Raw genomic sequence first — 26,148 nt, 5'->3', positions numbered from 1 at the left:
AGCACCGGAGACAAGACATGAACGCACCTCTCGACCCGTCCAAGCTGCAAGCCGAGCCTGAACACGCCATTTCGCTCGACGACAAATGGACCCTGGAGCGCGGCCGCGCCTTCATGACCGGCACCCAGGCGCTGATCCGCCTGCCGATGATGCAGCGCGAACGCGACCTGGCCGCCGGCCTGAATACCGCCGGCTACATCACCGGCTACCGCGGCTCGCCTGTTACGTCGGTCGACATGACGGCGGTGAAGGCGAAAAAATTCCTCGACGCGCACCACGTCAAGTTCCATCCCGGGATCAACGAAGACCTGGCCGCCACCGCCGTCTGGGGCACCCAGCAAACCAATCTGTTTGAAGACGCCAAATACGACGGCGTGTTTGGCATGTGGTACGGCAAAGGACCGGGCGTGGACCGCTGCGGCGACGTCTTCAAGCACGCCAACAATGCCGGCAGCGCCAAGTTTGGTGGCGTGCTGGTGCTGGCTGGCGACGACCATGCCGCGAAGTCCTCGTCCACCGCGCACCAGTCCGACCATATCCTGAACGCCTGCGGGATTCCCGTGCTGTACCCGGCGTCGGTGCAGGAATACATCGACTATGGTCTGCACGCGTGGGCCATGAGCCGCTACACGGGATTGTGGGTCTCGATGAAGTGCGTGACCGACATCATCGAGTCCGGCGCCGTGGTCGACTTTGACCCGGACCGCGTCAAGATCGAACTGCCGACCGACTTCGTGCTGCCGGAAGGGGGCCTAAATATCCGCTGGCCCGACACCGTGCTCGATATGGAAGTGCGGATGAACAGCTTCAAGTGGTACGCCGCCCTGGCGTATGCGCGCGTGAACAAGCTGAACAAAATCATCTGGGACAGCCCGAAGCCGAAGATCGGCATCATCACCGCCGGCAAGTCCTACCTGGACACGCGCCAGGCGCTGGCCGACCTTGGCATCGACGAGCAGGACGCGGCCGACATCGGCATCCGCCTGTACAAGATCGGCATGACCTGGCCGCTGGAATCGGAAGGCGTGCACGAATTTGCCAAGGGCCTGGACGAAATCCTGGTGGTCGAAGAAAAGCGCCAGATCCTCGAATACGCGCTCAAGGAAGAGCTGTACAACCTGCCTGACGGCCAGCGTCCGCGCGTGGTCGGCAAGTTCGACGACACGGGCGAATGGGCCAACAAGGGCGGCACCGGCCACGGCGACTGGCTGCTGCCGGCCACCTATGAATTGAACCCGGCCCTGATCGCGCGCGCAATTGCCAGCCGCATCTCGCACTACTGCGCCGGCCACCCGGTCGAGCAGCGGGTGAAAGAACGCATCGCGTTTTTGGAAGCCAAGGAGCTGGTGCTGAAAAGTTCGAGCCTCAAGCCGAATCCCGAGACCGACCGCACGCCGTACTTTTGCTCCGGTTGCCCGCACAATTCGTCGACCAAGGTGCCGGAAGGCTCGCGCGCGCTGGCCGGCATCGGCTGCCACTACATGGTGCTGTGGATGGACCGCGAAACGTCGACCTTCACCCACATGGGCGCCGAAGGCGTCACCTGGGTCGGCCAGGCCCCGTTCACCGATGAAAAGCACGTGTTCACCAACCTGGGGGATGGCACTTACTTCCACTCGGGTTTGCTGGCGATCCGCGCGGCGGTGGCGGCCAAGGTCAACATCACCTACAAGATTTTGTTTAACGACGCTGTCGCCATGACCGGCGGCCAGGTGTTCGACGGTCCGCTTGACCCGGGCATGATCAGCCGCCAGATCGCGGCCGAAAACGTGGGTCCGATCATCGTCGTCACCGACGAACCGGACAAATACCCGGACGACTATAACTGGGCGCCGGGCGTGACGGTGCGTCACCGCTCCGAACTGATGGAAGTGCAGCGCGAACTGCGCGAATGCCCGGGCGTGTCGGCGATGATCTACGACCAGACCTGCGCGTCTGAAAAACGGCGCCGCCGGAAGCGCAAGGAATACCCGGACCCAGCCAAGCGCGCCGTCATCAACGAGGCCGTGTGCGAAGGCTGCGGCGACTGCTCGGTGCAATCGAACTGCCTCTCGGTGGAGCCGCTGGAAACGGAACTGGGGCGCAAGCGCCAGATCAACCAGTCGTCCTGCAACAAGGACTTTTCGTGCGTGACCGGTTTTTGCCCGTCGTTCGTGACGGTTGAAGGCGGGGCGCTCAAGAAGCCGAAAAAGGCTGCGAATACCGAGGCTGCGCCGCCGGTGCTGCCAACGCCTGCGCTCAAGAGCACGGCTGAGCCGTACGGCATCCTGATCACCGGTATCGGCGGCACCGGTGTGGTCACCGTCGGCCAGATCCTGGCGATGGCCGCCCACGTCGAAGGCAAGGGCGCGATCGTGCTCGACATGAGCGGTCTGGCCCAAAAGGGCGGCCCGGTCATGTCGCACGTGCGCCTGGCCGACAAGCAGTCGGACCTGCATTCGACCCGCGTGGGCACCGGCAGCGCCAACCTGGTCATCGGCTGCGACCTGATCGTCACCGCCAGCCGCGACGCCTTGTCGCGCATGGGCGACGGGCGCACCTACGCGGCCATCAATTCCACCGGTTCCTCGACCGCTGCTTTTGTGAAGAACCCGAACTGGCAGTTCCCGGGCGCCTCGTCGCAAGCGGAAATCGTCAAGGCCTGCGGTGCTGAACTGGTGGACTTTGTCGACGCCGGCCAGATTGCCACCGCGCTGATGGGCGACTCGATCGCCACCAATATGTTCATGCTCGGGTATGCGTGGCAAAAAGGGCAGGTGCCGTTGACGGAAGCGTCGATCCTGCGCGCCATTGAGCTCAACAACGTGTCGGTCGCCTTCAACAAGACGGCGTTCAACTGGGGCCGTACGGCCGCGCACGACCTGGCGTCGCTGGTCAAGATGACGACGCCGGCCAAGGTGATCGAATTCAAGCGCACGCAGACGCTGGACGACATCATCAAAAAGCGCGTGGAACTGCTCACTGCATTCCAGGACGGCGCTTACGCCAACCAGTACAAGGTGTTTGTCGACCAGGTGCGCGCCAAGGAAGCCACGTTGGGCGGCGGCACGCGCCTGACCGAAGCGGTGGCGCGTTACTACTACAAGCTGATGGCGTACAAGGACGAATATGAAGTTGCGCGCCTGTACACCACCGGCGCGTTTGCCGAAAAGATTGCCAACATGTTCGAAGGCGACTACACTATAAAGTTCCATCTTGCGCCGCCGATGTTCTCCAAAACCGACGCCGAAGGGCATTTGGTCAAGAAGGAGTTCGGACCGTGGATGATGAAGGCGTTCGGCGTGCTGGCCAAGTTCAAGGGTCTGCGCGGCGGCGTGTTCGACGTGTTTGGCTACACGGCCGAGCGCAAGATGGAGCGTGCGCTGATCAAGGAGTATCAGGCGACCGTGGGTGCTTTGCTGGCTAAACTGAATGCGGACAATTTGTCGCAGGCTGTGGCCATTGCCAGCATTCCGGAAGATATCCGCGGTTACGGGCACGTGAAGGAGCGTCATCTGAAGGCGGCCAAGTCGAAGGAAGCGAGCTTGCTGGCCAATTTTGGCGCACCAAGCGGAGAACACCGGGCCGCGTAAGTAGTAACGTAGGGCGCGTAAGTAGTAACGTAGGGCGGAAAAGCGTTAGCGCATTCCCGCCCTACGTTTTTTGTGGCGCTAACTTTTACGGAGACAATATGAATCAAGTTGCCAAGGGCACGTTCGACCTCGTCATGGTCCCGCCCCCAGCAGGCGAGGGGGCAGGCCGCCTTGCGGTCGGGCGCATGCTGATGGACAAGCAGTACAGCGGCGACTTTACCGGCACCGGCCAGGGCGAGATGCTCTCGGCCGGCAACCCAGCCGCCGGCTCGGCCGGCTACGTGGCCATCGAACACGTCACCGGCAGCCTGCACGGGCGCAGCGGCAGTTTCGCACTACAGCACAACGGCACCATGCACAACGGCGCCAGCCACCTGGCCATCGCCATCGTTCCCGGCTCCGGCACGGGCGACCTGTTCGGCATCGAGGGCAAGCTCAAGATCGAAATCGTCGAACGCAAGCATTTCTACGAGATCGACTACACGCTCGATTGACTGTTCGATTGACTGTTCGATTGATGGCTCGATTGATTGCTCGATTAAGCAGCGCTCACTTCAAAATCGCGGCCAGCACCATCACCAGCCCGGCCAGCGACACGCCCCACGCCAGGGAGCGCACCACCGGCACGCCAAACGCGTACAGCGGCACATACAGTACGCGCGCGCCCAGGTAAGCGTAGCAGCCCCACAAGGTCAGCTCGCCTTCGCGCCCGCCCACATGCGCGATCAGTACCGCCGCGGCAAACAGCGGCAGCGTTTCAAACAGGTTGGCCTGGGCGCGCTGCATGCGCGCCGTGACCGGGCGCGGTGGCGGGGCCGCCGCGTCGCGCGGTCCCATGTTGTAAGTCAGGCCTGTTTCGGCCGTGCGCAGCGTCGCCACCAGCATAATCTGCACCAGCGCCAGCACCACGGTCCATCCCAGGATCATCAGTTCGGTTGTCAGCGTCATTGTCGTCATCATTGTCATCCTCGTTGTCATGTCAGGCATTGCGTCCGGCGGACCGGCACAGGATAGCAAAGATGTCGCAATATTCACGGTAAAAGCCGACTATAATTTCTGGTCAGCCGTGCGTACCGCGCATGGCGATCCTTTCTTGCCGGAGCCTTACCGATGATCCGTTCTGCGTTGCTGCTTGCCCTGCTGGGCGCCGTTCCCCTTTCCCATGCCGCGCCCTACCTCAAGACGGTCGCCGAGCGTTCCGCGTTCGTGCAGACCGGCCGCTACGACGAAGTCATCAAGCTGTGCGCCGCGTTCCAGGTGGCCTATCCCAAGGCCGTGCGCTGTATCGACTTTGGCACCACGCCCGAAGGGCGACCCATGAAGGCGCTGGTGGTCACCCGCACCGGCGCCATGACGGCGCAGGCGGCGGCCAAACGAGCCTTGCCGGTGGTGCTGGTGCAAGGCGGCATTCACGCCGGCGAGATCGACGGCAAGGATGCCGGCTTTCTGGCGCTGCGCGAAGTGCTCGAAAACCGCGCCGCGCCCGGCGCGCTGGACAAGCAGGTGCTGCTCTTTGTCCCGGTCTTTAACATCGATGGCCACGAGCGCTTCAAGAAGTGGAATCGCCCTAACCAGCGCGGCCCTGTCGAGATGGGCTGGCGCACCACCGCGCAGAACTTCAACCTGAACCGCGACTACGCCAAGGCCGACTCACCCGAGATGCAAGCCATGCTCAACCTGGTCAACGCCTGGGACCCGCTGGCCTACATCGACCTGCACGTGACCGACGGCGCCAAGTTCGAGCACGACGTCTCGATCCAGGTCGAGCCGGTGCATTCGGCCGACAGCGAGCTGCGCCAGATCGGACTGGCCCTGCGCAGCGGCGTGCTGGCCGATATTACGGCGCAAGGCTCGATGCCGCAGCCGTTTTACATGTCCTTTGTCGACACCGACAATCCAGCGTCGGGCTTTGCCGACGGCGTGTCGGACCCGCGTTTTTCGACCGGCTACTTCCCATTGCGCAACCGATTGGCCATGCTGGTTGAGACCCACTCCTGGAAGGATTACGCCACGCGCGTGCGCGTCACGCGCAACGCGGTGGTGGCTATCCTGGCGCAGGTGGCCGAGCACGGCACCGCATGGCGCCAAGCCACGCTGCAGGCCGACGCGCGCGCTGCGAAGCTGGCCGGGGCCGACCTGCCGCTGACCTACAAGACGACCGACAAGGTGCGCATGATCGACTTTCGCGGCTATGCCTACAGCCGCACCCCGTCCGAAGTATCGGGCCAGCTGATGACGCGCTACGACGAGACGCGCCCGCAAATCTGGCGCGTGCCGGTGCGCGACGAGATCGTGCCTGACGCGATGGCGCGCGCGCCCCTGGCCGGCTACGTGGTACCGCCGGCGCAGGCGGCGATGGTGAGCGCCAAGCTCAAGCTGCACGGGATCAGCTTCCGCACGCTGGTCGCAAGCAAGGACAGTTTCGCCGTCGAGACCTTCCGCGCCGAGAAAGCCACCTTTGGCGCCGGCTCGGTCGAAGCGCACCAGCGCCTGGCGCTGGCGGGACAGTGGAAGGCCGAACCGCGCACGCTGGCCAAAGGCTCGCTGTTTGTGCCGGTCGGCCAACCGAAGGCACGCTTGGTGCTGGCGCTGTTCGAACCGCTGGCGCCCGATTCAATGGTGGCGTGGGGCAACTTTAACAATGCTTTCGAGCGCAAGGAATACATGGAGGATTACGTGGCCGAAGACGTCGCGCGCGCGATGCTGGCGGCCGACCCGGCGCTGGCGGCGCGCTTTCAGTCCCGGCTCGATACCGACCCGGCCTTCGCCAAAAGCGCTGCGGCGCGGTTGGAATTTTTCGCCCGGCTTCACGAATCGTGGGATGAACGCTACAGTTTATATCCGGTCATGCGCACCGCCGTGGCGCCTTGACGCCCCGCAATAGTGCAAAAATCGAAGTAAACCTCTATCGAATTGAACCACGGGCAATATTTCTGTGTTCCATTTTCATGTAATAATGTGGACCCTCGGTCAATACGAGTGATTGACCGCTTCTATTCACATATTCAAAAGGCAACATCATGTTCAAGAAAATCATCATTGCTTCGGCCCTGACCCTGCTGGCATCGACTTCGTTCGCACAGTCCGCCGCTACCCCTCACGTGTACGCTGGCGTCGATGTCGGCAGCGTCGACGTTGACGGTTACGACAAGGAAACCAGCGCTGGCGTTTTCGCCGGCTACAGCTTCAACGAAAACTGGGCAATCGAAGGCGGCTACCGTCAGGCAAAGTTTGACCTGTTCAAAGTGAAGCAAACGCACCTGTCGGTTGTTGGCACGCTGCCATTGAGCAATGGTTTCAATATCTTCGGTCGCGTTGGCTACAACGACATCAATGCCAAGCGTAACGTTACCGGCGGTTCGCTGACGGCGGATCTGGATTCCGGCGCCCTGTACGGCGTAGGCGTAGGCTATGCATTCACGCCAATGATCACGGGTCGCGTTGAGTACCAGCGTCCAGTCAGCGACGCTAACATCGTCACCGCTGCCGTGTTGTTCGCATTTTAATAGCGTTATCTAAAAAACCCGTTTCGGCGGTGATGCCGTTCAGCGCAGACTGAACGGCATTTTTTATTAAGCGGTGGTAAACCGTTTCATCTGGAGTCAGCGTTGCGCGCGATGTCCGGCGCTGTTTTCTACTTTTGGGCAAGCGATCCTGAGCCGCGCGACTGGCCTGGCGAGCAAGCTGCAATCGCACTGCAATTGGAGTACTGCTGCGGGCTTAACCCCGCTGCAGCGATATGGTCCCCATCACCGGCGTCGAGCACGGCTCTTCATCAAAAGCGATGTCCCCCAACGGATTGGCCACCCCGTCAGCCTTGATGTCCTTGAAGCCAAACAAGTTCGCATCCATCAGGTGCGACGGCACCACCGTCGACAGCGAGGTCGACGGTTACGACCGTGAAACCGGCGCTGGCCTGTTTCTTGGTTATCAGTTCAACGAAACCTACGGTCTGGAAGTGGGCTATGCCCGCCTGGCCGACTTTGATGCCGCTCCTGGTGTCAACGTCAAGCTGAACCAGATGTCCTTGTCGGGTATTGCTACTCTGCCACTGGGCAACGGTTTCAACGTGTTCGGCCGTCTGGGCTACAACCGCATCGACGCCAAGGCTAGTGGAAGCAGCCGCAGCGCTACGGAAGATACCTCCGGCGCGCTGTATGGCATCGGTCTGGGCTACAACTTCAGCCCAACCATTGCTGGTCGCGTTGAATTCCAGAAAGCAAGCAGCGATTCGACCAGCGCAGTTGCTGCGATCGTGTTCAAGTTCTAATTGCTTGATGCCTGTAAAAAAACCCGCTTCGGCGGGTTTTTTTACGTCAGTAACAAGCGGTGTAAGGGCTACCTGGCCGACCCAGCTTAACGCACGCCGACCGGCCAAGTGGCAAACGCCAGCGCGCCCTACGCGATGTCGAAACGGTCGAGATTCATCACCTTTGTCCACGCAGCTGCAAAGTCATGGACGAACTTTTTCTCGGCATTGCTAGCTGCGTACACTTCCGCGATGGCGCGCAACTGCGCGTTCGAGCCAAAAACCAGGTCGATCCGCGTTGCCGTCCAGCGCGCTTCGCCCGTCTTGCGGTCGCGCCCTGCGAACTGCTCGCCTGCGGCCGAGACAGCGCTCCACTCGGTGCGCATGTCCAGCAGGTTGACAAAGAAGTCATTGCTCAAGGTGCCCGGCCGGTTGGTGAACACGCCCTCGGTTTTGTGGCCGACATTGGCGCCCAGCACCCGTAGACCGCCGACAAGGACCGTCATTTCCGGACCCGTCAAGGTCAGCAGTTGGGCGCGGTCAATCAACAAGGCTTCCGCCGGTACGCTATAGCGCGTCTTTTGGTAATTCCGGAAACCATCGGCGATCGGTTCGAGTGGATTGAACGAGGCAACATCGGTCTGCTCCTGCGAGGCGTCCATCCGGCCGGGAGCGAACGCGATGCCAAGCACGTGGCCGGCATGCTGCGCTGCCAGCTCCACGCCTGCGTTACCGGCCAGGACGATCAAGTCTGCCAACGACAGCTTCTTGCCACCCGTCTGTGCGGCGTTGAAATCGGCGCGGATCTGCTCCAGCCCCTGCAATACGGTGGCCAGTTGTTCTGGCTGGTTGACGGCCCAGTCTTTTTGGGGCGCCAGGCGAAGCCGCGCGCCGTTCGCGCCACCGCGTTTGTCCGAGCCCCGGAAGGTGGACGCCGACGCCCATGCCGTCGAAACCAACTGGGACACCGTCAAGCCCGATGCCAGCACGGTTTGCTTCAAGGCCGCGACGTCGGCTTCGTCGACGAGCGCGTGGTCGAGTGCAGGGATCAGGTCCTGCCAGATGAGTTCTTCCGCCGGCACCTCGGGGCCGAGATAGCGCGTGCGTGGCCCCATGTCGCGGTGGGTCAGCTTGAACCAGGCGCGCGCAAAGGCGTCGGCAAACTGGTCGGGGTTGTCCAGAAAGCGGCGCGAAATCAATGCATAGGCCGGGTCCACGCGCAAAGCGAGGTCGGTGGTGAGCATCGTCGGGCGGTGCCGCTTGGTCGGGTCATGTGCATCCGGGATCAGGCCTTCACCGCCGATAGCTACCCACTGGTGCGCGCCGGCGGGGCTCTTGGTCAGTTCCCACTCGAAGCCAAACAGGTTTTCAAAAAAGTTGTTGCTCCACTGCGTAGGCGTCTTGGTCCAGGTTACTTCCAAGCCGCTGGTGATGGTGTCGCCGCCCTTGCCGCTGCCAAAGCTGTTGCTCCAGCCGAAACCCTGGGCTTCGAGACCGGCTGCCTCAGGCTCATGCGAAACGTGCTCGGCGGGAGCCGCGCCATGGGTTTTGCCAAAGCTGTGTCCGCCGGCGATGAGGGCCACGGTCTCTTCATCATTCATGGCCATGCGCGCAAAGGTGTCACGAATATCGAAGGCGGCCGCAAGCGGGTCGGGCTTGCCGTCCGGGCCTTCGGGGTTCACGTAGATTAAGCCCATCTGTACTGCGGCCAGTGGATTTTCCAGGTCGCGCGTGTGGGGCACTTCGCTGTCATCGTCCTTGACGAGTACGCCGTGCGCCTCCGCGCTTCCCGGGGAACCAGTCGCATAGCGTACGTCGCCGCCCAGCCATTTTGTCTCGCGACCCCAATAGACATCATGGTCCGGCTCCCACACATCCTGGCGCCCGCCGGCGAAGCCGAAGGTGGTAAAGCCCATGCTTTCCAAGGCGACGTTGCCGGTAAGTACAATCAAGTCTGCCCATGAAATCTTGTCACCGTATTGCTGCTTGATCGGCCACAGCAGGCGGCGTGCCTTGTCCAGGCTCACATTGTCCGGCCAGCTGTTCAGTGGCGCAAAGCGTTGCTGCCCGCGGCCAGCGCCACCCCGGCCATCGCCGATGCGGTAGGTGCCGGCACTGTGCCAGGCCATGCGCACGAACAGGCCGCCGTAGTGCCCGAAGTCCGCCGGCCACCAATCCTGGGAGTCGGTCATCAAGGCGGTGAGGTCTTTTTTCAGCGCCGCCAGGTCGAGGCTCTTGAACGCCTCGGCATAGTTGAATTGCCCGCCCATGGGGTCGGACTTGGCGGAGTGTTGATGCAGCAGATCAAGGCGCAATTGCTGCGGCCACCAGTCACGGTTGGTCGTTCCAACACCCGCTGCTGCACTGAAGGGGCATTTCGCTTGGGTCGTTTCGGTACTCATGTCGGACTCCGGTTTTCGCAATAAATTGCTAATGTAAATGGCAGGGGAAATCAGGTTGACTACACGCTCGTCTGGCGCGATCGATCACGATAAGAACTCATGCCCTGCTGGTTTTCGTGCATGGAAAAGTATGTGTGCTTGGCACAGCCTTTGGAGCATAGCGACATCTTCCCAATTGGCATAATTGATCATTCAAATATGCGGCATAGGTAATCGCTATCGTTGGGCGAAAGTCAGCGTGGTGTGCGCAAGCGGGTACCGCAAGTGGCGCAATTGCGGTACCTGCGATTGCGGCAACTTGAAGTGGCGGTGGCTTGAAATTGCTGGCTTAAACCTGCTGCAGCGAAATGGTTCCCATCACCGGCGTCGAGCATGGCTCTTCATCGAAGGCGATGTCGCCCAGCGGGCTGGCCACGCCATCGGCCTTCATATCCTTGAAGCCGAACATGTCGCGGTCCATCAGGTGCGACGGCACCACCGTCGACAGCGACGAGAAAATGCTCTCCACGCGGCCCGGGTGCTCGTTTTCCCACTTGCGCATCAAGGCCTTGATCTGCTTGCGCTGCAAATTTTCCTGGGAGCCGCACAGGTCGCACGGAATGATGGGGAACTGCTTGACCTCGGCGTAGCGGGTCGAATCTTCTTCCTTTACATACGCCATCGGGCGGATCACCATGTGCTTGCCATCGTCCGAGACCAGTTTGGCCGGCATGCCCTTGAGCTTGCCGCCGAAGAACATATTCAGGAAGAAGGTTTCAAGGATGTCGTCGCGGTGGTGGCCCAGCGCAATCTTGTTGCAGCCGAGCTCATCAGCCACGCGGTACAGGATGCCGCGCCGCAGGCGCGAGCACAGCGAACAGGTCGTCTTGCCTTCCGGGATCAGGCGCTTGACGATGCTGTAGGTATCCTGGTTTTCGATATGGAAAGGCACGCCCAGGCGGGTCAGGTAGGCCGGCAAGATATCGGCCGGGAAGTTCGGCTGCTTCTGGTCCAGGTTGACCGCGATCAGCTGGAAATTGATCGGCGCGCGCTCGCGCAGCGTCATCAAGATGTCGAGCAGCGCGTAGCTATCCTTGCCGCCGGACAGGCACACCATGATCTTGTCGCCGTCTTCGATCATGTTGAAGTCGCCGATCGCCTGGCCGACCAGGCGGCACAGGCGCTTGTGCAGCTTGTTGTTTTCGTAGGCGAGCTTGTCGTCGCTACGCTGCACTGCGCCCTGTGCCATCACAGCCGCCTCGCTCATGCTGCTTCCTTGATCTGGAATACTTCCACGCCCACGCCTTCGCAGTCCGGATAGACGTCCGGCTTCATGGTCGAGACCCGCACCGCGCGCACGTTCGGGTGGGCCAGCATCGCGCGCACCACGTCGTCACACAGCGTCTCTTGCAAATGCACGTGGCCTTGCGCCATGCGGTTGGCGATTGTCACGCGCATGAAGTCGTAATCGACCACTTCGTCCAGGTGGTCATCCTTGGGCGTGGACAGCGCCAGCGGGATGTACAGATCGACGTTGATCAGGACGCGCTGCTCGCCCTTTTTCTCAAAATCGTGCACGCCGATGTTGACCATCACTTCGTAGTTGCGCAAAAAGAGGCGGCGGCAGTCTTGCAGGCTTGGGTGGGTCAGTGCGGATAACATAATTTTCTTTCGTGTTGGTTTATTTGGTCAGGAACATCACGTCGCGCGGCAGCGGCATCAGGTGCTGGCCGCCGTCGACAAGGAGGGTGGTGCCGGTCACGGCGCGCGCGCCGGCCAGGTAGCAGACCGCGTCGACGATGTCTTGCGGATTGCTTGATTGGCCCAGCGGCGTGGCCTGGTGCGCCTTGTCAAAGCCGCCTTCGGTCTGCTCGCCCGACACCAGCGTCAGGCCGGGCGCCACGCCCACCACGCGTACGGTGGGCGCCAGTGCTTGCGCCAGCATCGTGGTGGCCGTGTGCAGCGCGGCCTTGGACAGGGTGTACGACAAAAAGTCGGGATTCATGTTGTACAGCTTTTGGTCGAGCAGGTTGATGACCACGGCCTGGCCGCCGCTTGGTGTGGCCGCGTGCAGCGCCTGCGCCAGCAAAATGGGCGCGCTGACGTTGGCCTGCATGTGCGCGGCCAGCAGCGCGGGCGAAAAATCGGCCGCGCTGTCGTACTCGAACTGGGAAGCGTTGTTCACCACGCAGAGCACCGGGCCCAGCGCGGCGCTCGCGCGCCCCAGCAGCGCGCGCACGGCGGTTTCGTCGCTCAGGTCGCACTGCACCAGCGCGGCGCGCCGGCCAAGCGCCTCGACGCCCGCCGCGGTGGCGCGCGCGTCCTCGTGCGAGGCGCGGTAGTGCACGGCCACGTCCCAGCCGGCCTTGGCCAGCCCGAGCGCGATGGCGCGCCCGATGCGCTTGCCGGCGCCGGTCACCAGCGCCACGCGCGCGTTTGCGATTGCTTGTTCGTCCGCTTGTTCGTCCGCTTTGTCGTGCATATTTTGTCGATGCGTCCCGTTGTGGCTACAATGCCGAAATGTCCTTAACCTTACCCGTCCCCGATAGCGACGCGCTGGCCGCGTCCCACGCCCTGCAGCACCAGATTGCCGCCGAAATTGCGCAGCACGATGGTCCCATGGGCGGCGCGATCCCGTTTTCCCGCTTCATGGAACTGGCGCTGTACGCGCCCAAGCTGGGCTACTACAGCGGTGGCGCCGCCAAGCTGGGCAAGGATGGCGATTTTACAACCGCGCCGGAGATATCATCCCTGTTCGGCGCCGCGCTCGCCCAGGTTGCAGCCCCTATTATCGCCCAAAGTTCACCCAATATCCTTGAATTCGGGGCCGGCACCGGGAAACTGGCGCGCGACGTGCTGACCGCCATGGCGCAGCAGGGCGTGCGGATCGACAGTTACGCCATCATCGAACTGTCGGGCGAACTGCGCGCGCGCCAGCAGGAAGCACTCCGAGATTTTCCGCAGGTGACGTGGCTGGACGACTTTCCGGCCGCGTTCAGCGGCGTGGTGCTGGCCAACGAGGTGCTCGACGCCATGCCGGTGCAACTGGTGCGCAAGGACGCCGACGGCTGGCGCGAACTGTACGTGACGGTCGAAGACGGGGCCTTTGCCTTTACGCCGCGCGCACCCGATGCGCAGCTGCAGCAGCGCATCCAGACCCAGATTCCCGATGGCGAATCCTTGATCGAAGGCTATCTGACCGAAGTGCATGCCGTTGGCTGCGGCTTCATGGCCACGCTCGCGCGCATGCTGGCGGCGGGCAAGGGCGCGGCGATCCTGGTCGACTACGGCTTTCCGGCGCACGAGTACTATCTCGACCAGCGCATCGGCGGCACGCTGATGTGCCACTACCGCCATCATTCGCATCCCGAACCGTTTTACCTGCCGGGGCTGCAGGACATCACTGCCCACGTCGACTTTACCGCCATGGCGCTGGCGGCGCAGGACGCCGGGGCCGACGTGCTGGCCTACATGAACCAGGCGTCGTTCCTGCTGGCGGCGGGCATTGGCGAGCTGCTGCTCAAGCTCGATCCGGCCGACCCCAAGCGCTACCTGCCGCAGGCGAGCGCCGTGCAAATGCTGGTGTCGCCGGCCGAAATGGGCGAGCTGTTCAAGGTGCTCGTCGTCGGGCATGGCGTGACTTTGCCTGCGGCCGTGATGGCGGCCGATCGCACCCACCGCCTGTAGGCGGCGCGCTTACCGCTTACGGGGCGAGACGCTTCAGGTAGATGCTGTAAGCGACGCCGTGAATGTCGGGCGCATCCGCATGCCACGTGAAACCCATGCGCTGGTACATCAGCAGCGCAACGGACATCAGGGCGCTGGTGTGCAGCGCAAACACGGGCGCCTGGTCGCGCCTGGCGCAGTCGATGCAGGCGTGCGCCAGCGCCCGGCCAACGCCCAGGCCGCGTGCCTCGGGCGCCACCACCAGCATGCGCATGATCGGCCAGGCCGGATCGAAAAACGCGCTCTTGATCTGGTGCGGCCCGATGTACGCGACCGCGCCGACCAACTGCGCGTTGCGCTCGGCAATGATGATTTCGCCGTGCGCCGACAAGGCCGACATGGCGCCGATCTTGTTGTTGAAACCGGGCCAGTCGGAATATGCAGATTCAAATTGGGCAAATGCGCTCACGGCGAGGGCATTGATTGCCGCGGCATCGGCGGGAGCATAGGGGCGCAAATTGATCGTATCCATCTGCGCAGTATGGCCTTGATGGCGGGCTCGGGCAAATGCCGGTGCGTCGCCTGGCGAGCGCCGGTGTGGTATCGGCTATCATGAAGCCAACAAAACGTCCGCATTGCCCATCCATGGCTCGAATCCACACGCACTATGACAACCTGAAAGTGTCGCGCAAGGCGCCGCAGGAAGTCATTCGCGCGGCCTACAAGGCGCTGAGCCAGAAGTACCATCCGGACAAGAACCCGCACGACGAGAAGGCCGCGCGCATCATGGCGATCCTCAACAGCGCCTACGGTACGCTGGCCGACCCGGTGCGGCGTCATGAACACGACGAGTGGATCGCGGCCGAGGAATGGGAAATCGACTGGCTGGAAAGCACCCGCGCCGACGACGGGCGCGAGCTCGCGCACGGCGAGGGGGGCCAGTGGCGCCCGGAACTGATCGACGACGCCGTCACGCCGCGCCTGCGGCGCAATCCGCTCTGGTGGCTGTCGCTGGCGCTGTGCCTGGCGCTTGGCTGTGCGGCGGGGGTGTTGCTGATGATCCAATTGAAAGTGGCGCCGGTGCCGACACTGGCGCCGGTGGTCAGCGTGGCCGCCGTGGCGCCGCCGCCGGTGGTGCCGGTTGACGACCCGCTGCACGATGGCTGGGCCGTGAGCCAGGCGCCGGTGCCTGACGCGGCCCGTTCGCCCGAGGTCCTGACGCTGGGCATCACCGAGCTGGTGATCCCCAAGCGCGCGCCCGACTGCGACATGGCATTGACCATGCTGGCCTCGCCCAATGGCGAGGCATGGCCGGCGCAGTCGGGTTATGTGGACGGCTTCCCGGTGGGGAACCAGGGCAAGGAGATGCAGATTGTGCTCGACAATGGGGCCAATTCCTCGCCCGTGCTGGTGAAGGTGTATGACCTGGAGCGGCGCTCGAATGTGCGGCACGTGTTTGTGCTGGCGAACCAGAGCATGACGGTGGAGAACCTGGCGGCGGGCAGGTATGAGGTGCGCTATCAGAATATCGCGGTTGGGGGCAGCAAGGAGGAGTGCTTGGTGCGCAGGGCGCCAGCGGTGGTGCGGGCGGAGCCTTGAGGGGGTATTGGCGGCTCTTGGCGGAATGCGCATGCGCTTTTCCGCCCTACATGTATCGCTGACCGCTGACCGCTGACCGCTGACCGCTGACCGCTGACCGCTGACCGCTGACCGCTGACCGTAGGGCGGAAAAGGGCTAGCCCGCATTCCGCCATGAGCCGCCACTACCTATTCAAATTTTCCATTGACCGATCCCGCTCACGATGTTATTGGCGGCTCATGGCGGAATGCGCTGCGCTTTTCCGCCCTACATGTATCGCTGATCGCCATGCGCCGCCGTCAGGTATTCAAATTCTCGATCAGCCCCATCTCGCCCGACGACATCAGCTTGTCAATGTCCACCAAAATGAGCATCCGCTCATCGATCGTCCCCAGCCCGATCATGTAGTCCGAATTGAACGCGGCTCCCATCTCCGGCGCCGGCTTGATCTGGTCCGGCGTGAGCGTGGTGACGTCGGACACGCTGTCGACCACCATCCCCATGATGCGCCCGCCAATATTGAGGATGATGACCACGGTGAACTGGTCATACACGGGCGTGCCCAGGTTGAACTTGATCCGCATGTCGATGACGGGGATAATAATGCCGCGCAGGTTGATCACGCCCTTGATGAATTCCGGCGCGTTGGCAATGCGGGTGACCGCTTCGTAGCCGCGGATTTCCTGCACCTTCAAAATGTCGATGCCGTATTCTTCGGAGCCGAGCGTGAAGGCCAGAAATTCGCGCCCGGCCGCTTCCTTGCCGGCGCCGGCATGGGCGGACGTGTTGGACGATTGGGTGTAGCTCATGGCAGTGCTTCCTTATGATTAATGCAAGGCGGCGCGGGCCGTCCAGCCTTACCGGTCAAGCGTAGCAGAGTCCGTGAGCAATTACGAGTAACACTGTTGCCGTCTTGCAAAATAAGAATGACCGAGGCTGGACTTGGTTGCTACTTTGTTTATAATAAAAAATGGTTAATTGACGGTGCCGCTGCTGTCGGCGCCACAGGCCCGCAGGAAACGCCTTATCCGCATCGCGCCCACCGCCCCTTTGAGGAGCCCGTATGACCGACCAGAGCGCAGACGCCGACGACAACTGGCTGCTTGACGAAGATGACGAAGCCGAGGGCGCCGCCCAGGCTGCCATCGACCAGCGCCTGTGGCGCGTGCTGATCGTTGACGACGACGTCGACGTGCACGCCGTCACCCGGCTGGCGCTGCGCAACGTCAGTTTCAAGGGCCGCGAGCTGGAGCTGTTTTCGGCCTACAGCGGGGCGCAAGGCTTCCAGATCCTGCGCGATACGCCCGACATCGCGCTGGTGCTGCTCGACGTGGTGATGGAAACCGACGACGCCGGCCTGATCCTGGCGCGCCGCATCCGCGAAGAATTGTCGAACCAGATCGTGCGCGTGGTGCTGCGTACCGGCCAGCCCGGCCAGGCGCCCGAGCAGCGCGTGATCATCGAATACGACATCAACGACTACAAGGCCAAGACCGAGCTGACCACGCAAAAGCTGTTCACCACGGTAATCTCGGCGCTGCGCGCCTACGAGAGCTTGATGATGCTTGAGCGCAGCCGCATCGGCCTGGGCAAGATCCTGGCTGGCGCCACCAATCTGTACCAGATCCATTCGCTGCGCGAATTCGCCTCGGGCGTGCTGAACCAGGTCAGCGCGATTCTCGACGTGGGCGCCGACGGCGTGCTGTGCGTGATGTCGGCCGACGCCGGCGCGCCCACGGTGGTGGCGGCCACCGGCAATTACGCGCCGCTGGCCGAGAACGAGACCATGCCGCCCGACCATCCGCTGCTGCCGGCCATTCACAAGGCCTTCGCCGAAAAACACAGCCAGTTCGAGCATCCCGCCAACGTGCTGTTCATCCACACGCTGGAAGCGCGCGAGCTGTGCATTTCGGTCACGCCGCCGTGGCCGCTGGCCGCCATCCAGCGCGACTTGCTTGAGGTATTTTGCGAACGCATCGCCGCCGCTTTCGACAACCTGTACATGTTCGGCCAGCTGCGCAAGGCGCAGGAAGCGACCGTGGTGGCGCTGGCCGACCTGGCCGAGTTTCGCGACCATGGCACCGGCGGCCATGTGCGCCGGGTGCAGAACCTGACCTCCCAAATCGCCGAGCGTATGAAGGAGCGCGGCGTGCAAGACCCGGAACTGACGCCCCAGCTGCTGGAAATGATCGGCCTGGCCAGCATCTTGCACGACGTGGGCAAGGTGTCCACGCCCGACCAGGTGCTGCTCAAGCCGGCCGCCCACAACGCCGAGGAGCGGCGCGTGATGCAGACCCACGCGCAAATCGGGCGCGCCATCCTCGAGCGCGCCGCCAGGATGGTCGACGGCGTGAGCTACCTGACCTACGGCGCGCTGATCGCAGGCGGCCACCACGAACACTTTGACGGCGCCGGCTACCCGAATGGGCTCAGCGGGCGCGCCATTCCGCTGTGCGCGCGCATTGTCGCCATCGTCGACGTGTTCGACGCGCTGCTGCACCGCCGTCCGTACAAGGAACCGTGGCCATACAGCGACGTTGTGGTGTACATCCGCGAGCGGCGCGGCACCCAGTTCGACCCGGATGTGGTCGACGCGCTGCTCGACGTCATCGAGCGCCATCCGCTAGCGCCCGCCGAAGGCGACTAGCGCTGTCGCATTCCAGCATCGAAAGGGGCAAAGCCGCCATTCGTTTCGGCTTTCGCGAGTGGAAAACGCCCTTTTTTGTTCCTCTGGCGTAATATGCTGAGGAGACGAAGCAGCTTGACTGGAACCCAGAAATGAACGAACTCGACGGATTGTCCGCACTGATTATCGAGCCGCACCAGGGGATGCGCGCGAGCATCCACAACATGCTCAATTTGTGCGGCCTGACCAAGATCGAACATGCGGGCGGCTCCAACGCCGCCGTCAAGCTGGTCACGACCAGGAGCTTCGACCTGATTTTGTGCGAGTACGATCTGGACGGCGGCCAGGATGGCCAGCAGTTGCTCGAAGACATGCGCCACCACAAGCTGATTGCCTTGTCGACCATGTTTTTCATGGTGACGGCCGAAGGCAACGCCGGCAAGGTGACCAGCGCGGCCGAGCTGACGCCGACCGACTACATCCTCAAGCCGTTCACGGCCGACCGCTTGCTCGAGCGGATCGCGCGCGCGCTCGACAAGCGCAACGCTTTCATGCCCGTGTTCCAGTTCATGGAAGTAGGCAACCAGCGCGACGCAATCGCCGCCTGTCTGGCCGGCATCAAGGCCCATCCCCGCTACGCGATCGACTTCATGCGCCTGCGCGCGGAATTGCACATGTTGCTGGGGGAGCCGGCGGAAGCCGAACCCATCTATCAGCAATTGTTCGACGCCAAGCAGATCGGCTGGGCGCGCCTTGGCGTAGCCAAGACGCTGTTCATGCGCGAGCGCTTTACCGAGGCGCAGGCGATCCTCGAAGCGCTGCTTGAAAACAACAAGAAATTTGTCGACGCCTACGACTGGCTGGCCAAGACCCACGCCGCGGTAGGCGAACTGGAAAAGTCGCAGGCCACGCTGACGGAAGCGGTGGCGGTGTCGCCGCACGCGGTGCGCCGCCTGCGCAAGCTGGGCGAAGTGGCGCTGGAAATGGGCGACACCGAGACGGCCGAACGCGTGCTCAAGCAGGTAGTGAGCAAGGCCAAGTATTCGGAATTTCGCGATCCGGAAGACCACGTCAAGCTGGTGCAGACGCTGGTAAAAAAAGGCGATCCGGTGCAGGCGGCCGCCGTGATTCGCGACCTCGACAAATCAATGGGCGGACAGAAAAATACGGACGTGTGCAGCGCCATTTCGTCGGCCATGGTGCATGAATACACGGGCAACGATGTGCGCCTGGCCGAGTCGCTGGCCAGTGCCCTGGCCGCCTGCAAGGATAGCCAAGGCTTGTCGTCGGACGTCAAGATGGAGCTGGCGCGCAACTGCCTGCAAAACAATATGGAGGAGGGCGCTTCCGACGTCATGCGCGACGTGATGCGCAACGCGCCGAATAACGCGGCCATGACGAAAGCGATGGGCGTGTTTGAAAAAGCCGGGCGCGGCGAACTGGCCAGCGCCATTGCCCAGGAAAGCCGCCAGGCCGTGGTGGAACTGGTGGCCGCCGGCGCGGTCAAAGCCAAGGAAGGGGACTACCGCGGCGCCGTCGCGCTCATGGTCGAGGCCGTCAACAAGCTGCCGGATAATCCGCAAGTGGTGTTCAACGCGGCCGTTGCCGTGCTCAAGTGCCTGGAAAACATGGGCTGGGAAGAACGCATGGGAAACTACGCGCTCACGCTCATCGAGACCGTGCGCCGGCTTGACCCGGTCAACCCCAAGCTGCCCGCGCTGGCCGGCCTGCATCAGCAGATCCTGAAAAAATACGACAAGGGTACGCGCGCCAAAAAGGCGTAGCGGTCCGGATCAAGAGCGAGCATGGCGAGCAACGAAACGCGCAAGGTGCGCGCATCCCTGATGAGCAAGGTGTGCGGCGACGAGGCCATGTTTGCACTGGGCACCTCGGTCGCGCAAGTGGTGCAGATGGCCTCGTCGGACGACCAGGGCACGCACGAGCTTGCCTATTACGTGCTGTCGGACGCCGCGCTCACGCAGCGCATCTTGCGCCTGTCAAACACGGCCACCTACCGCACGGCGTCGGGCACCAACGTCACCACCATTTCGCGCGCCATTTCCTTGCTCGGCTTTGACAACGTCAAGACCACCGCGCTGGCCATGCTGCTGGTGGACGCGCTGTCGAACAGCGCCCACGCGCAAAGCGTGCGCGTGGAGCTGGAAGGCGCGCTGTGCGCCAGCCTTGTGGGGCGCGAAATGGCGCGCCACAGCCCTTACCAGGGCGCCGAGGAAGCGTCGATTGCGGCCTTGTTCATGAACCTGGGTCCGCTGCTGGTAGCCTCGCACGAACATGACCGCTATCGGGAAATCAATGCGCTGCTGGTGGGTGGCGAGCACAACCTTGCGCAAGCTTCGCAAATGATCCTTGGCTGCAGCTACGACACCTTGTCGCAGGCCGTCATGGCCGAGTGGAAAATTCCCGATGTGATCGTGCGCGCGGTGGCGCCGTTGCCGGCCGGGGTGCAAAAAGGGGCGGCCAACCGCGGCGAATGGATGCGCCAGGTGGCCTCGTTCGGCATGGAAGTGGCGCGTCTGCTGGGCCGCTCGGCCGATCCCCATCGCAGTCACGAGGCGCGCGCGCTGCAGCAGCGCTACGGGGCCGCGCTCAATCTGGACGCCGAGCAGATGGGCGCGCTGTTCGATACCGTGCAGGGCGAAATGACACAACTGCTGCAAAGCATGAACATGCAGCCGCAGCCCAAGCTGGCCGAGGCGGTGCAGGAGGGCTTGCCGGACGTGCTGTTTTTGGCCACCATGGGCCATGACGAACTCGATGCCGGTGCCTGCCACCCCAGCGGCAAACCGATGAATGCGCGCGACCTGCTGCTGGCCGGGGTACAGGATGTGACGCAGATGCGGGCGTCGGGCAGCGGCAAGGTCAATGAGCTGATCCTGGCGGTGCTGGAGACCTTGTACCGCAGCATGGGTTTCCGGTTCGCGACGGTGTGCCTGAAGGATGCGCGCAGCGGGCAGTACCGGGCGCGGCTGGCGTTCGGGGACGACCAGCAAAAATTGATGGCGGGCTTTGCGTTCCCGGTGGCGTCATCGCGCGATCTGTTTCACCTGGCGATGGAAAATGATGCCGATTTGATGATTGCGGATACCTCTTCGGTCAAGATCCGCGATTTGCTGCCGGAATGGCATCGCGCGCTGCTGCCTGACGCGCGCAGCTTTATCGTGTTGCCGCTGGTGGTGGGGAAGGTGCAGTTGGGATTGTTCTATGCGGACCGCAAGGCGATTGCGCCGGAGGGTGTGCCGCCGGACGAGACGTCGCTGATCAAAGCGCTCAAGGGGCAGATATTGGTCGCGCTGACGCCGTAGTCCGGCGACGCCCCCGCGTGCGAGGGTGTAGCAAAACGTTTCGCGACCTTCTGGCTGCGCAAACGATCGCCACACTTGGCAACTCGAAAACCAAAACCACATCGTCCTCGCGTACGCGGGGACCCATGGAACCGACGAGCCGCAGTTCTCTAAATTCGAGCTGATCACTGAATTGCATTGATTCGAATAAAACTATTGGCATCCTTTCTATGGGTCCCCGCATGTGCGAGGACGATGTGGCAGGAAAAAACTTCAACGCAAAGCTCACATTTCCTCGCGCACCCCTTGCACTCCCTATCTCTCTCCAGTTACAATCACGCCCCGAAGCAAGACGTCAACGCATTTGCGCAAAACACCCGCCAAATAAAGTTGACAGTAGTTTGCGCTTGCTTCATACTCTGCGGTTCCTCGCGGAGGGGTGGCCGAGTGGTTAAAGGCGACAGACTGTAAATCTGTTCTCTATGAGTACGCTGGTTCGAATCCAGCCCCCTCCACCAAGATGTTGTTGGAATGTTGCAGTCGGTGAAAAAGTTTTAAGTAAGAAGAGTTTCCTCGCGGGTGTAGCTCAATGGTAGAGCAGAAGCCTTCCAAGCTTACGACGAGGGTTCGATTCCCTTCACCCGCTCCAGCCTTCTTGAGCAACGCGTAGCACAAACATCGCAAGACAATTAGCCCTTTTAGCTCAGTGGTAGAGCACTCCCTTGGTAAGGGAGAGGCCACGTGTTCAATCCACGTAAAGGGCACCAGAATTTAGCATCACTGGTCGGCAGTATTTTCAAAGACAGTCAGGCTGGAACGTCATGCGACGTGCCTGAAAATCATTTAAAAAATAGTTAGGAGTCTAAAATGGCAAAAGGTAAATTCGAACGGACCAAGCCGCACGTTAACGTCGGTACCATCGGACACGTCGACCACGGCAAGACCACCCTGACCGCAGCAATCGCTACCGTCCTGTCGAAGAAATTCGGCGGCGAAGCAAAAGCCTACGACCAGATCGATGCAGCACCAGAAGAAAAAGCGCGCGGTATCACCATCAACACCGCCCACGTCGAGTACGAAACGGCTAACCGCCACTACGCTCACGTCGATTGCCCAGGCCACGCCGACTATATCAAGAACATGATTACCGGCGCAGCGCAGATGGACGGCGCGATCCTGGTGTGCTCGGCAGCTGACGGCCCGATGCCACAGACCCGCGAGCACATCCTGCTGGCCCGTCAAGTTGGCGTTCCATACATCATCGTGTTCCTGAACAAGTGCGACCTCGTCGATGACGCAGAGCTGCTGGAGCTGGTTGAAATGGAAGTGCGCGAGCTGTTGTCGAAGTACGAATTCCCAGGCGACGACCTGCCAATCATCAAGGGTTCGGCACGTATGGCCCTCGAAGGCGACACCGGCGAAATGGGTGAAGTGGCGATCATGGCTTTGGCCGATGCACTCGACAACTACATCCCAACGCCAGAGCGCGCCATCGACGGCGCATTCCTGATGCCAGTGGAAGACGTGTTCTCGATCTCGGGTCGCGGTACCGTTGTAACCGGCCGTATCGAGCGCGGTATCGTCAAAGTCGGCGAAGAAATTGAAATCGTCGGCATCAAAGACACCGTCAAGACCACTTGCACCGGCGTGGAAATGTTCCGCAAGTTGCTCGACCAGGGTATGGCCGGCGACAACGTTGGTCTGCTGCTGCGCGGCACCAAGCGTGAAGATGTGGAGCGCGGTCAAGTGTTGGCCAAGCCAAACTCGATCAAGCCGCACAATCACTTCACCGGTGAGATCTACGTCCTGTCGAAAGACGAAGGCGGCCGTCACACCCCGTTCTTCAACAACTATCGCCCACAGTTCTACTTCCGTACAACGGACGTGACCGGTTCGATCGAGTTGCCAGCGGACAAAGAAATGGTTATGCCAGGCGATAACGTGTCGATCACTGTCAAGCTGATCAACCCGATCGCGATGGAAGAAGGCTTGCGCTTCGCAATCCGCGAAGGTGGCCGTACGGTAGGTGCTGGCGTTGTTGCCAAGATCCTGTCGGAAGCCGGCAAGTAAGTATTAGCAGTAACAGGGGAGGCCACCGCAAGGGTGCTTCCCCTTTGAAATCGAAGCTTGCCCGGACGCGCGTCTGGTGCTAGAATAATTGATTCCGCTGAAGTTTTACGTAGGGACGTAGCTCAATTGGCAGAGCGTCGGTCTCCAAAACCGAAGGTTGGGGGTTCGATGCCCTCCGTCCCTGCCACCGTTCTGGTGCAGGGCACCGAAAGTAAAAAAGTATGTCTAATCAATCCGTGCAAACCGTTAGCACGTCGAACGACAAGATCAAAATCGCACTGGCAGTCGTTGCCGCGATCGCAGGCGTCGTCGGGTTCTTCTACCTGAAGGGCATGAATAAACCAGCTTACATGTGCGCAGGCGCATTGGTAGCTGGTTTGGTTTTTGCCGTCCTGCTTTTGTGGAGCTCCGCTACTGGCCGTGATTTCTTGAACTTCGCCAAAGAATCCGTTCGCGAAACCAAGAAGGTCGTGTGGCCTACTGGTAAGGAAGCGCGCCAGATCACCTTGATCGTGTTTGCCTTCGTTGCCGTCATGGCGCTGTTCTTGTGGGGCACGGATCAGGTTCTTCAATTCCTGTTGTACGACTTGATCCTGGGTTGGAAATAATATGAGCGAAATAGTACAGGATGACGCGGCACCGGGTGAAGACGTCCCCGCGCAAGAAGTGACGGATGCAGTCGCGGCAGAAGCAGTAGCGGCACTCGCAGCAGAAGCTGCGGCGCCAGCAGTAAGCGTACCAGTCAGCAACAAGCGCTGGTATGTCGTGCACGCTTATTCCGGCATGGAAAAGAGCGTCATGCGCGCACTGACCGAGCGCGTCGAACGCGCCGGCATGCAAGAGCAGTTCGGCCAGATCTTGGTTCCTGTCGAAGAAGTTGTAGAAATGAAGAATGGCCAGAAGTCGGTCACCGAACGTCGTTTCTTCCCAGGCTACGTGCTGGTTGAAATGGAAATGACGGACGAGACCTGGCACCTGGTCAAGAACACGAGCAAGGTCACTGGTTTTATTGGTGGCAAGTCGAACAAGCCGACGCCGATCCCAGCGCGCGAAATCGACAAGATCATGCAGCAGATGCAAGAGGGCGTAGAAAAGCCGCGTCCGAAAGTACTGTACGAAGTGGGCGAGCAGGTACGCATCAAGGATGGTCCGTTCACCGATTTCAACGGCAATGTCGAAGAAGTCAATTACGAGAAATCTAAAGTGCGTGTCTCGGTCACCATTTTCGGTCGTGCAACGCCAGTCGAACTCGAGTTCGGCCAGGTAGAAAAAGTTTAAGTTGTGAGGGCGCGGTAGTTTTGTAGCGCCTCCCACACATCGTCCTCGCGAACGCGGGGACCCATAGAACGGTTGCTCAGTGCCGATGTTCCATGGGTCCCCGCCTACGCGAGGACGATGTAGCTAATTTGGTCAAGCGCGTAATTGGGGCGCCGCAGTTGTAAAGCGGAATTCAATAAGAGGAGCCCTGCCATTGCTGTACCGGCGGGGCGCTACTACTCATCCAAGATAGGAGCCATCATGGCAAAGAAAATCATTGGTTTTATCAAGCTGCAAGTACCAGCTGGTAAAGCAAACCCATCCCCACCGATTGGCCCAGCACTGGGTCAGCGCGGCCTGAACATCATGGAATTCTGCAAGGCGTTCAACGCCCAGACCCAGGGTCAAGAGCCAGGTATGCCAATTCCAGTCGTGATCACGGCGTTCGCGGACAAGTCCTTCACTTTCGTGATGAAGACGCCTCCAGCGACTTACCTGATCAAGAAATTTGCCGGCATCACCAAAGGTTCGCCAACGCCACATACCACCAAGGTAGGCAAGCTGACCCGCGCTCAAGCTGAAGAAATCGCAAAAATCAAACAGCCGGATCTGACCGCTGCCGACATGGATGCCGCAGTGCGCATCATCGCCGGTTCCGCTCGTTCGATCGGCATCACGGTAGAGGGTGTGTAATGGCTAAGCTTTCCAAACGCGTCAAGGCAATCAAGGCAAAAGTCGACCGTAACAAGTCCTACGCCTTTGACAATGCAGTATCCCTGGTTAAAGAATTCGCAACCGCCAAGTTCAACGAGTCGATCGACGTGTCGATCCAGTTGGGCGTCGATCCTAAGAAGTCGGATCAGGTTGTTCGTGGTTCCGTCGTTCTGCCAGCAGGCACCGGCAAGACCGTTCGCGTTGCAGTATTTGCAACCGGCGAAAAAGCGGAGCAGGCTAAAGCTGCCGGCGCCGACATCGTTGGCATGGAAGACCTGGCTGAGATGGTTAAAGCCGGCAACATGCCTTTCGACATCGTCATCGCGTCGCCAGACACCATGCGTATCGTCGGTACCCTGGGCCAGATCCTGGGGCCACGTGGCCTGATGCCTAACCCGAAAGTCGGCACTGTTACTCCTGACGTCGCTACCGCCGTGAAAAACGCGAAAGCCGGCCAGGTGCAGTACCGTACCGACAAGGCAGGTATCATCCACGCAACGATCGGCCGCAAGTCGTTCGCTGACGCTGACCTGAAGGCCAACCTGGTTGCCCTGATCGAAGCGCTGAACAAGGCCAAGCCAGCAACGTCGAAAGGTGTTTACCTGCGCAAGGTTGCCGTTTCGTCGACGATGGGCGCTGGCGTTCGCGTTGATCAGACTTCGCTGGCTGCTGCTTAATCAGCATCTGAGCTGCAAGAATTAAGTCCTCGATGCAAATCGAGGCGAATCTTTG

At 61.4% G+C, this 26,148-nt stretch carries 22 protein-coding genes, 4 tRNA genes and 1 pseudogene; 19 read left to right on the top strand and 8 right to left on the bottom strand.

Annotated elements, in window-relative coordinates; all coding sequences use genetic code 11:
• The first annotated feature begins 17 nt into the window (after positions 1 to 17).
• Together ACP7D4_RS01905 and ACP7D4_RS01900 are read left to right on the top strand one after the other, a co-directional pair.
• A complete protein-coding gene (locus tag ACP7D4_RS01905) occupies positions 18 to 3,572 on the top strand; it encodes an indolepyruvate ferredoxin oxidoreductase family protein (RefSeq protein ID WP_426101632.1) in 3,555 nt (1,184 codons plus the stop codon).
• Between the two features lie 98 nt (positions 3,573 to 3,670).
• The gene (locus ACP7D4_RS01900) at positions 3,671 to 4,066 is read left to right on the top strand and encodes a DUF3224 domain-containing protein (protein WP_426101630.1); all 396 of its coding nucleotides are present in this window, start codon (positions 3,671 to 3,673) and stop codon (positions 4,064 to 4,066) included.
• Positions 4,067 to 4,121: 55 nt separating this feature from the next.
• Here ACP7D4_RS01900 and ACP7D4_RS01895 read toward each other — a convergent pair whose 3' ends face one another.
• Positions 4,122 to 4,532, bottom strand: coding sequence for an MAPEG family protein (locus tag ACP7D4_RS01895; RefSeq protein ID WP_426207626.1), 411 nt, complete (start codon positions 4,530 to 4,532; stop codon positions 4,122 to 4,124).
• A gap of 150 nt (positions 4,533 to 4,682) precedes the next feature.
• Between ACP7D4_RS01895 and ACP7D4_RS01890 the strand changes: the two genes are divergently transcribed.
• A complete protein-coding gene (locus ACP7D4_RS01890; protein WP_426207625.1) occupies positions 4,683 to 6,443 on the top strand; it encodes a M14 family metallopeptidase in 1,761 nt (586 codons plus the stop codon).
• A gap of 149 nt (positions 6,444 to 6,592) precedes the next feature.
• Positions 6,593 to 7,078, top strand: a complete 486-nt coding sequence (locus ACP7D4_RS01885; RefSeq protein ID WP_426207624.1) for an outer membrane beta-barrel protein — start codon at positions 6,593 to 6,595, stop codon at positions 7,076 to 7,078.
• A 214-nt stretch (positions 7,079 to 7,292) separates the two neighbouring features.
• Here the strand turns inward: ACP7D4_RS01885 and ACP7D4_RS01880 are convergent.
• Positions 7,293 to 7,457: pseudogene (locus ACP7D4_RS01880) on the bottom strand (tRNA 2-thiocytidine(32) synthetase TtcA); the annotation flags it as partial.
• Between ACP7D4_RS01880 and ACP7D4_RS01875 the strand changes: the two are divergent.
• Positions 7,393 to 7,842: an outer membrane beta-barrel protein gene (locus ACP7D4_RS01875; RefSeq protein ID WP_426207768.1), complete on the top strand. Its 450-nt coding sequence runs from the start codon at positions 7,393 to 7,395 to the stop codon at positions 7,840 to 7,842. The pseudogene ACP7D4_RS01880 and the gene ACP7D4_RS01875 sit on opposite strands and share 65 nt — an antisense overlap.
• 128 nt (positions 7,843 to 7,970) lie before the next feature.
• Here the strand turns inward: ACP7D4_RS01875 and katG are convergent, their stop codons facing one another.
• The 4 genes from katG to ACP7D4_RS01855 form a co-directional block, all read right to left on the bottom strand.
• Complete coding sequence (katG, locus tag ACP7D4_RS01870) at positions 7,971 to 10,223, bottom strand: catalase/peroxidase HPI (protein ID WP_426207623.1); 2,253 nt, start codon at positions 10,221 to 10,223, stop codon at positions 7,971 to 7,973.
• A 328-nt stretch (positions 10,224 to 10,551) separates the two neighbouring features.
• Positions 10,552 to 11,469: a tRNA 2-thiocytidine(32) synthetase TtcA gene (gene ttcA / locus ACP7D4_RS01865; protein WP_426101620.1), complete on the bottom strand. Its 918-nt coding sequence runs from the start codon at positions 11,467 to 11,469 to the stop codon at positions 10,552 to 10,554.
• On the bottom strand, positions 11,466 to 11,864 hold the full coding sequence (locus tag ACP7D4_RS01860) for a dihydroneopterin aldolase (protein WP_426101618.1): 399 nt from the start codon (positions 11,862 to 11,864) through the stop codon (positions 11,466 to 11,468). Before ACP7D4_RS01860 ends, ttcA begins: the two co-directional genes overlap by 4 nt.
• Positions 11,865 to 11,883: 19 nt before the next feature.
• Positions 11,884 to 12,684, bottom strand: coding sequence for an SDR family oxidoreductase (locus tag ACP7D4_RS01855; RefSeq protein WP_426101616.1), 801 nt, complete (start codon positions 12,682 to 12,684; stop codon positions 11,884 to 11,886).
• 38 nt (positions 12,685 to 12,722) lie between these two features.
• On the opposite strand from ACP7D4_RS01855, the gene ACP7D4_RS01850 reads away from it, so the two are divergent.
• Positions 12,723 to 13,889, top strand: coding sequence for a class I SAM-dependent methyltransferase (locus ACP7D4_RS01850; protein ID WP_426207622.1), 1,167 nt, complete (start codon positions 12,723 to 12,725; stop codon positions 13,887 to 13,889).
• Positions 13,890 to 13,905: 16 nt separating this feature from the next.
• On the opposite strand, the gene ACP7D4_RS01845 is transcribed toward ACP7D4_RS01850, so the two are convergent.
• Positions 13,906 to 14,400, bottom strand: a complete 495-nt coding sequence (locus ACP7D4_RS01845; RefSeq protein WP_426207621.1) for a GNAT family N-acetyltransferase — start codon at positions 14,398 to 14,400, stop codon at positions 13,906 to 13,908.
• Between the two features lie 113 nt (positions 14,401 to 14,513).
• Here ACP7D4_RS01845 and ACP7D4_RS01840 point away from each other — a divergent pair, with 113 nt between their 5' ends.
• Positions 14,514 to 15,467 carry a J domain-containing protein gene (locus tag ACP7D4_RS01840; RefSeq protein ID WP_426207620.1) on the top strand — a complete coding sequence of 318 codons (954 nt, stop codon included), beginning with the start codon at positions 14,514 to 14,516 and terminating at the stop codon, positions 15,465 to 15,467.
• Positions 15,468 to 15,746: 279 nt separating this feature from the next.
• Here ACP7D4_RS01840 and ACP7D4_RS01835 read toward each other — a convergent pair whose 3' ends face one another.
• The gene (locus ACP7D4_RS01835) at positions 15,747 to 16,256 is read right to left on the bottom strand and encodes a chemotaxis protein CheW (RefSeq protein ID WP_426101608.1); all 510 of its coding nucleotides are present in this window, start codon (positions 16,254 to 16,256) and stop codon (positions 15,747 to 15,749) included.
• A 254-nt stretch (positions 16,257 to 16,510) separates the two neighbouring features.
• On the opposite strand from ACP7D4_RS01835, the gene ACP7D4_RS01830 reads away from it, so the two are divergent.
• From ACP7D4_RS01830 to rplA, 12 genes are all read left to right on the top strand, one after another.
• Positions 16,511 to 18,094 (top strand): DUF3369 domain-containing protein, encoded by a 1,584-nt coding sequence (locus tag ACP7D4_RS01830; RefSeq protein ID WP_426101606.1) that lies wholly within the window; start codon positions 16,511 to 16,513, stop codon positions 18,092 to 18,094.
• A gap of 131 nt (positions 18,095 to 18,225) precedes the next feature.
• The gene (locus ACP7D4_RS01825) at positions 18,226 to 19,857 is read left to right on the top strand and encodes a response regulator (RefSeq protein ID WP_426101604.1); all 1,632 of its coding nucleotides are present in this window, start codon (positions 18,226 to 18,228) and stop codon (positions 19,855 to 19,857) included.
• A 21-nt stretch (positions 19,858 to 19,878) separates the two neighbouring features.
• Complete coding sequence (locus ACP7D4_RS01820) at positions 19,879 to 21,396, top strand: HDOD domain-containing protein (protein ID WP_426207619.1); 1,518 nt, start codon at positions 19,879 to 19,881, stop codon at positions 21,394 to 21,396.
• A gap of 412 nt (positions 21,397 to 21,808) precedes the next feature.
• Positions 21,809 to 21,893, top strand: a tRNA-Tyr gene (locus ACP7D4_RS01815).
• A 57-nt stretch (positions 21,894 to 21,950) separates the two neighbouring features.
• A tRNA-Gly gene (locus tag ACP7D4_RS01810) sits at positions 21,951 to 22,024 on the top strand.
• A gap of 43 nt (positions 22,025 to 22,067) precedes the next feature.
• Positions 22,068 to 22,142 (top strand) — tRNA-Thr (locus ACP7D4_RS01805).
• Positions 22,143 to 22,242: 100 nt separating this feature from the next.
• Positions 22,243 to 23,445, top strand: coding sequence for an elongation factor Tu (gene tuf, locus ACP7D4_RS01800; protein WP_426207618.1), 1,203 nt, complete (start codon positions 22,243 to 22,245; stop codon positions 23,443 to 23,445).
• A 111-nt stretch (positions 23,446 to 23,556) separates the two neighbouring features.
• Positions 23,557 to 23,632, top strand: a tRNA-Trp gene (locus ACP7D4_RS01795).
• Between the two features lie 34 nt (positions 23,633 to 23,666).
• Positions 23,667 to 24,053 (top strand): preprotein translocase subunit SecE, encoded by a 387-nt coding sequence (gene secE / locus ACP7D4_RS01790; RefSeq protein ID WP_426207617.1) that lies wholly within the window; start codon positions 23,667 to 23,669, stop codon positions 24,051 to 24,053.
• A 1-nt stretch (position 24,054) separates the two neighbouring features.
• Complete coding sequence (gene nusG / locus ACP7D4_RS01785; RefSeq protein ID WP_426207616.1) at positions 24,055 to 24,723, top strand: transcription termination/antitermination protein NusG; 669 nt, start codon at positions 24,055 to 24,057, stop codon at positions 24,721 to 24,723.
• Between the two features lie 240 nt (positions 24,724 to 24,963).
• Positions 24,964 to 25,395 (top strand): 50S ribosomal protein L11, encoded by a 432-nt coding sequence (gene rplK, locus ACP7D4_RS01780; RefSeq protein WP_073223395.1) that lies wholly within the window; start codon positions 24,964 to 24,966, stop codon positions 25,393 to 25,395.
• Positions 25,395 to 26,093 (top strand): 50S ribosomal protein L1, encoded by a 699-nt coding sequence (gene rplA, locus ACP7D4_RS01775; RefSeq protein WP_426207615.1) that lies wholly within the window; start codon positions 25,395 to 25,397, stop codon positions 26,091 to 26,093. The genes rplK and rplA overlap by 1 nt, the downstream gene beginning before the upstream one ends.
• The last annotated feature ends 55 nt before the right edge of the window (positions 26,094 to 26,148 follow it).

The sequence above is a fragment of the Massilia sp. TWP1-3-3 genome, from assembly GCF_049897805.1.
GTDB lineage: Bacteria > Pseudomonadota > Gammaproteobacteria > Burkholderiales > Burkholderiaceae_D > Telluria_A.
Note: the sequence above shows the minus strand (reverse complement) of the source record. Positions and strands in the feature narration are given on the sequence as shown.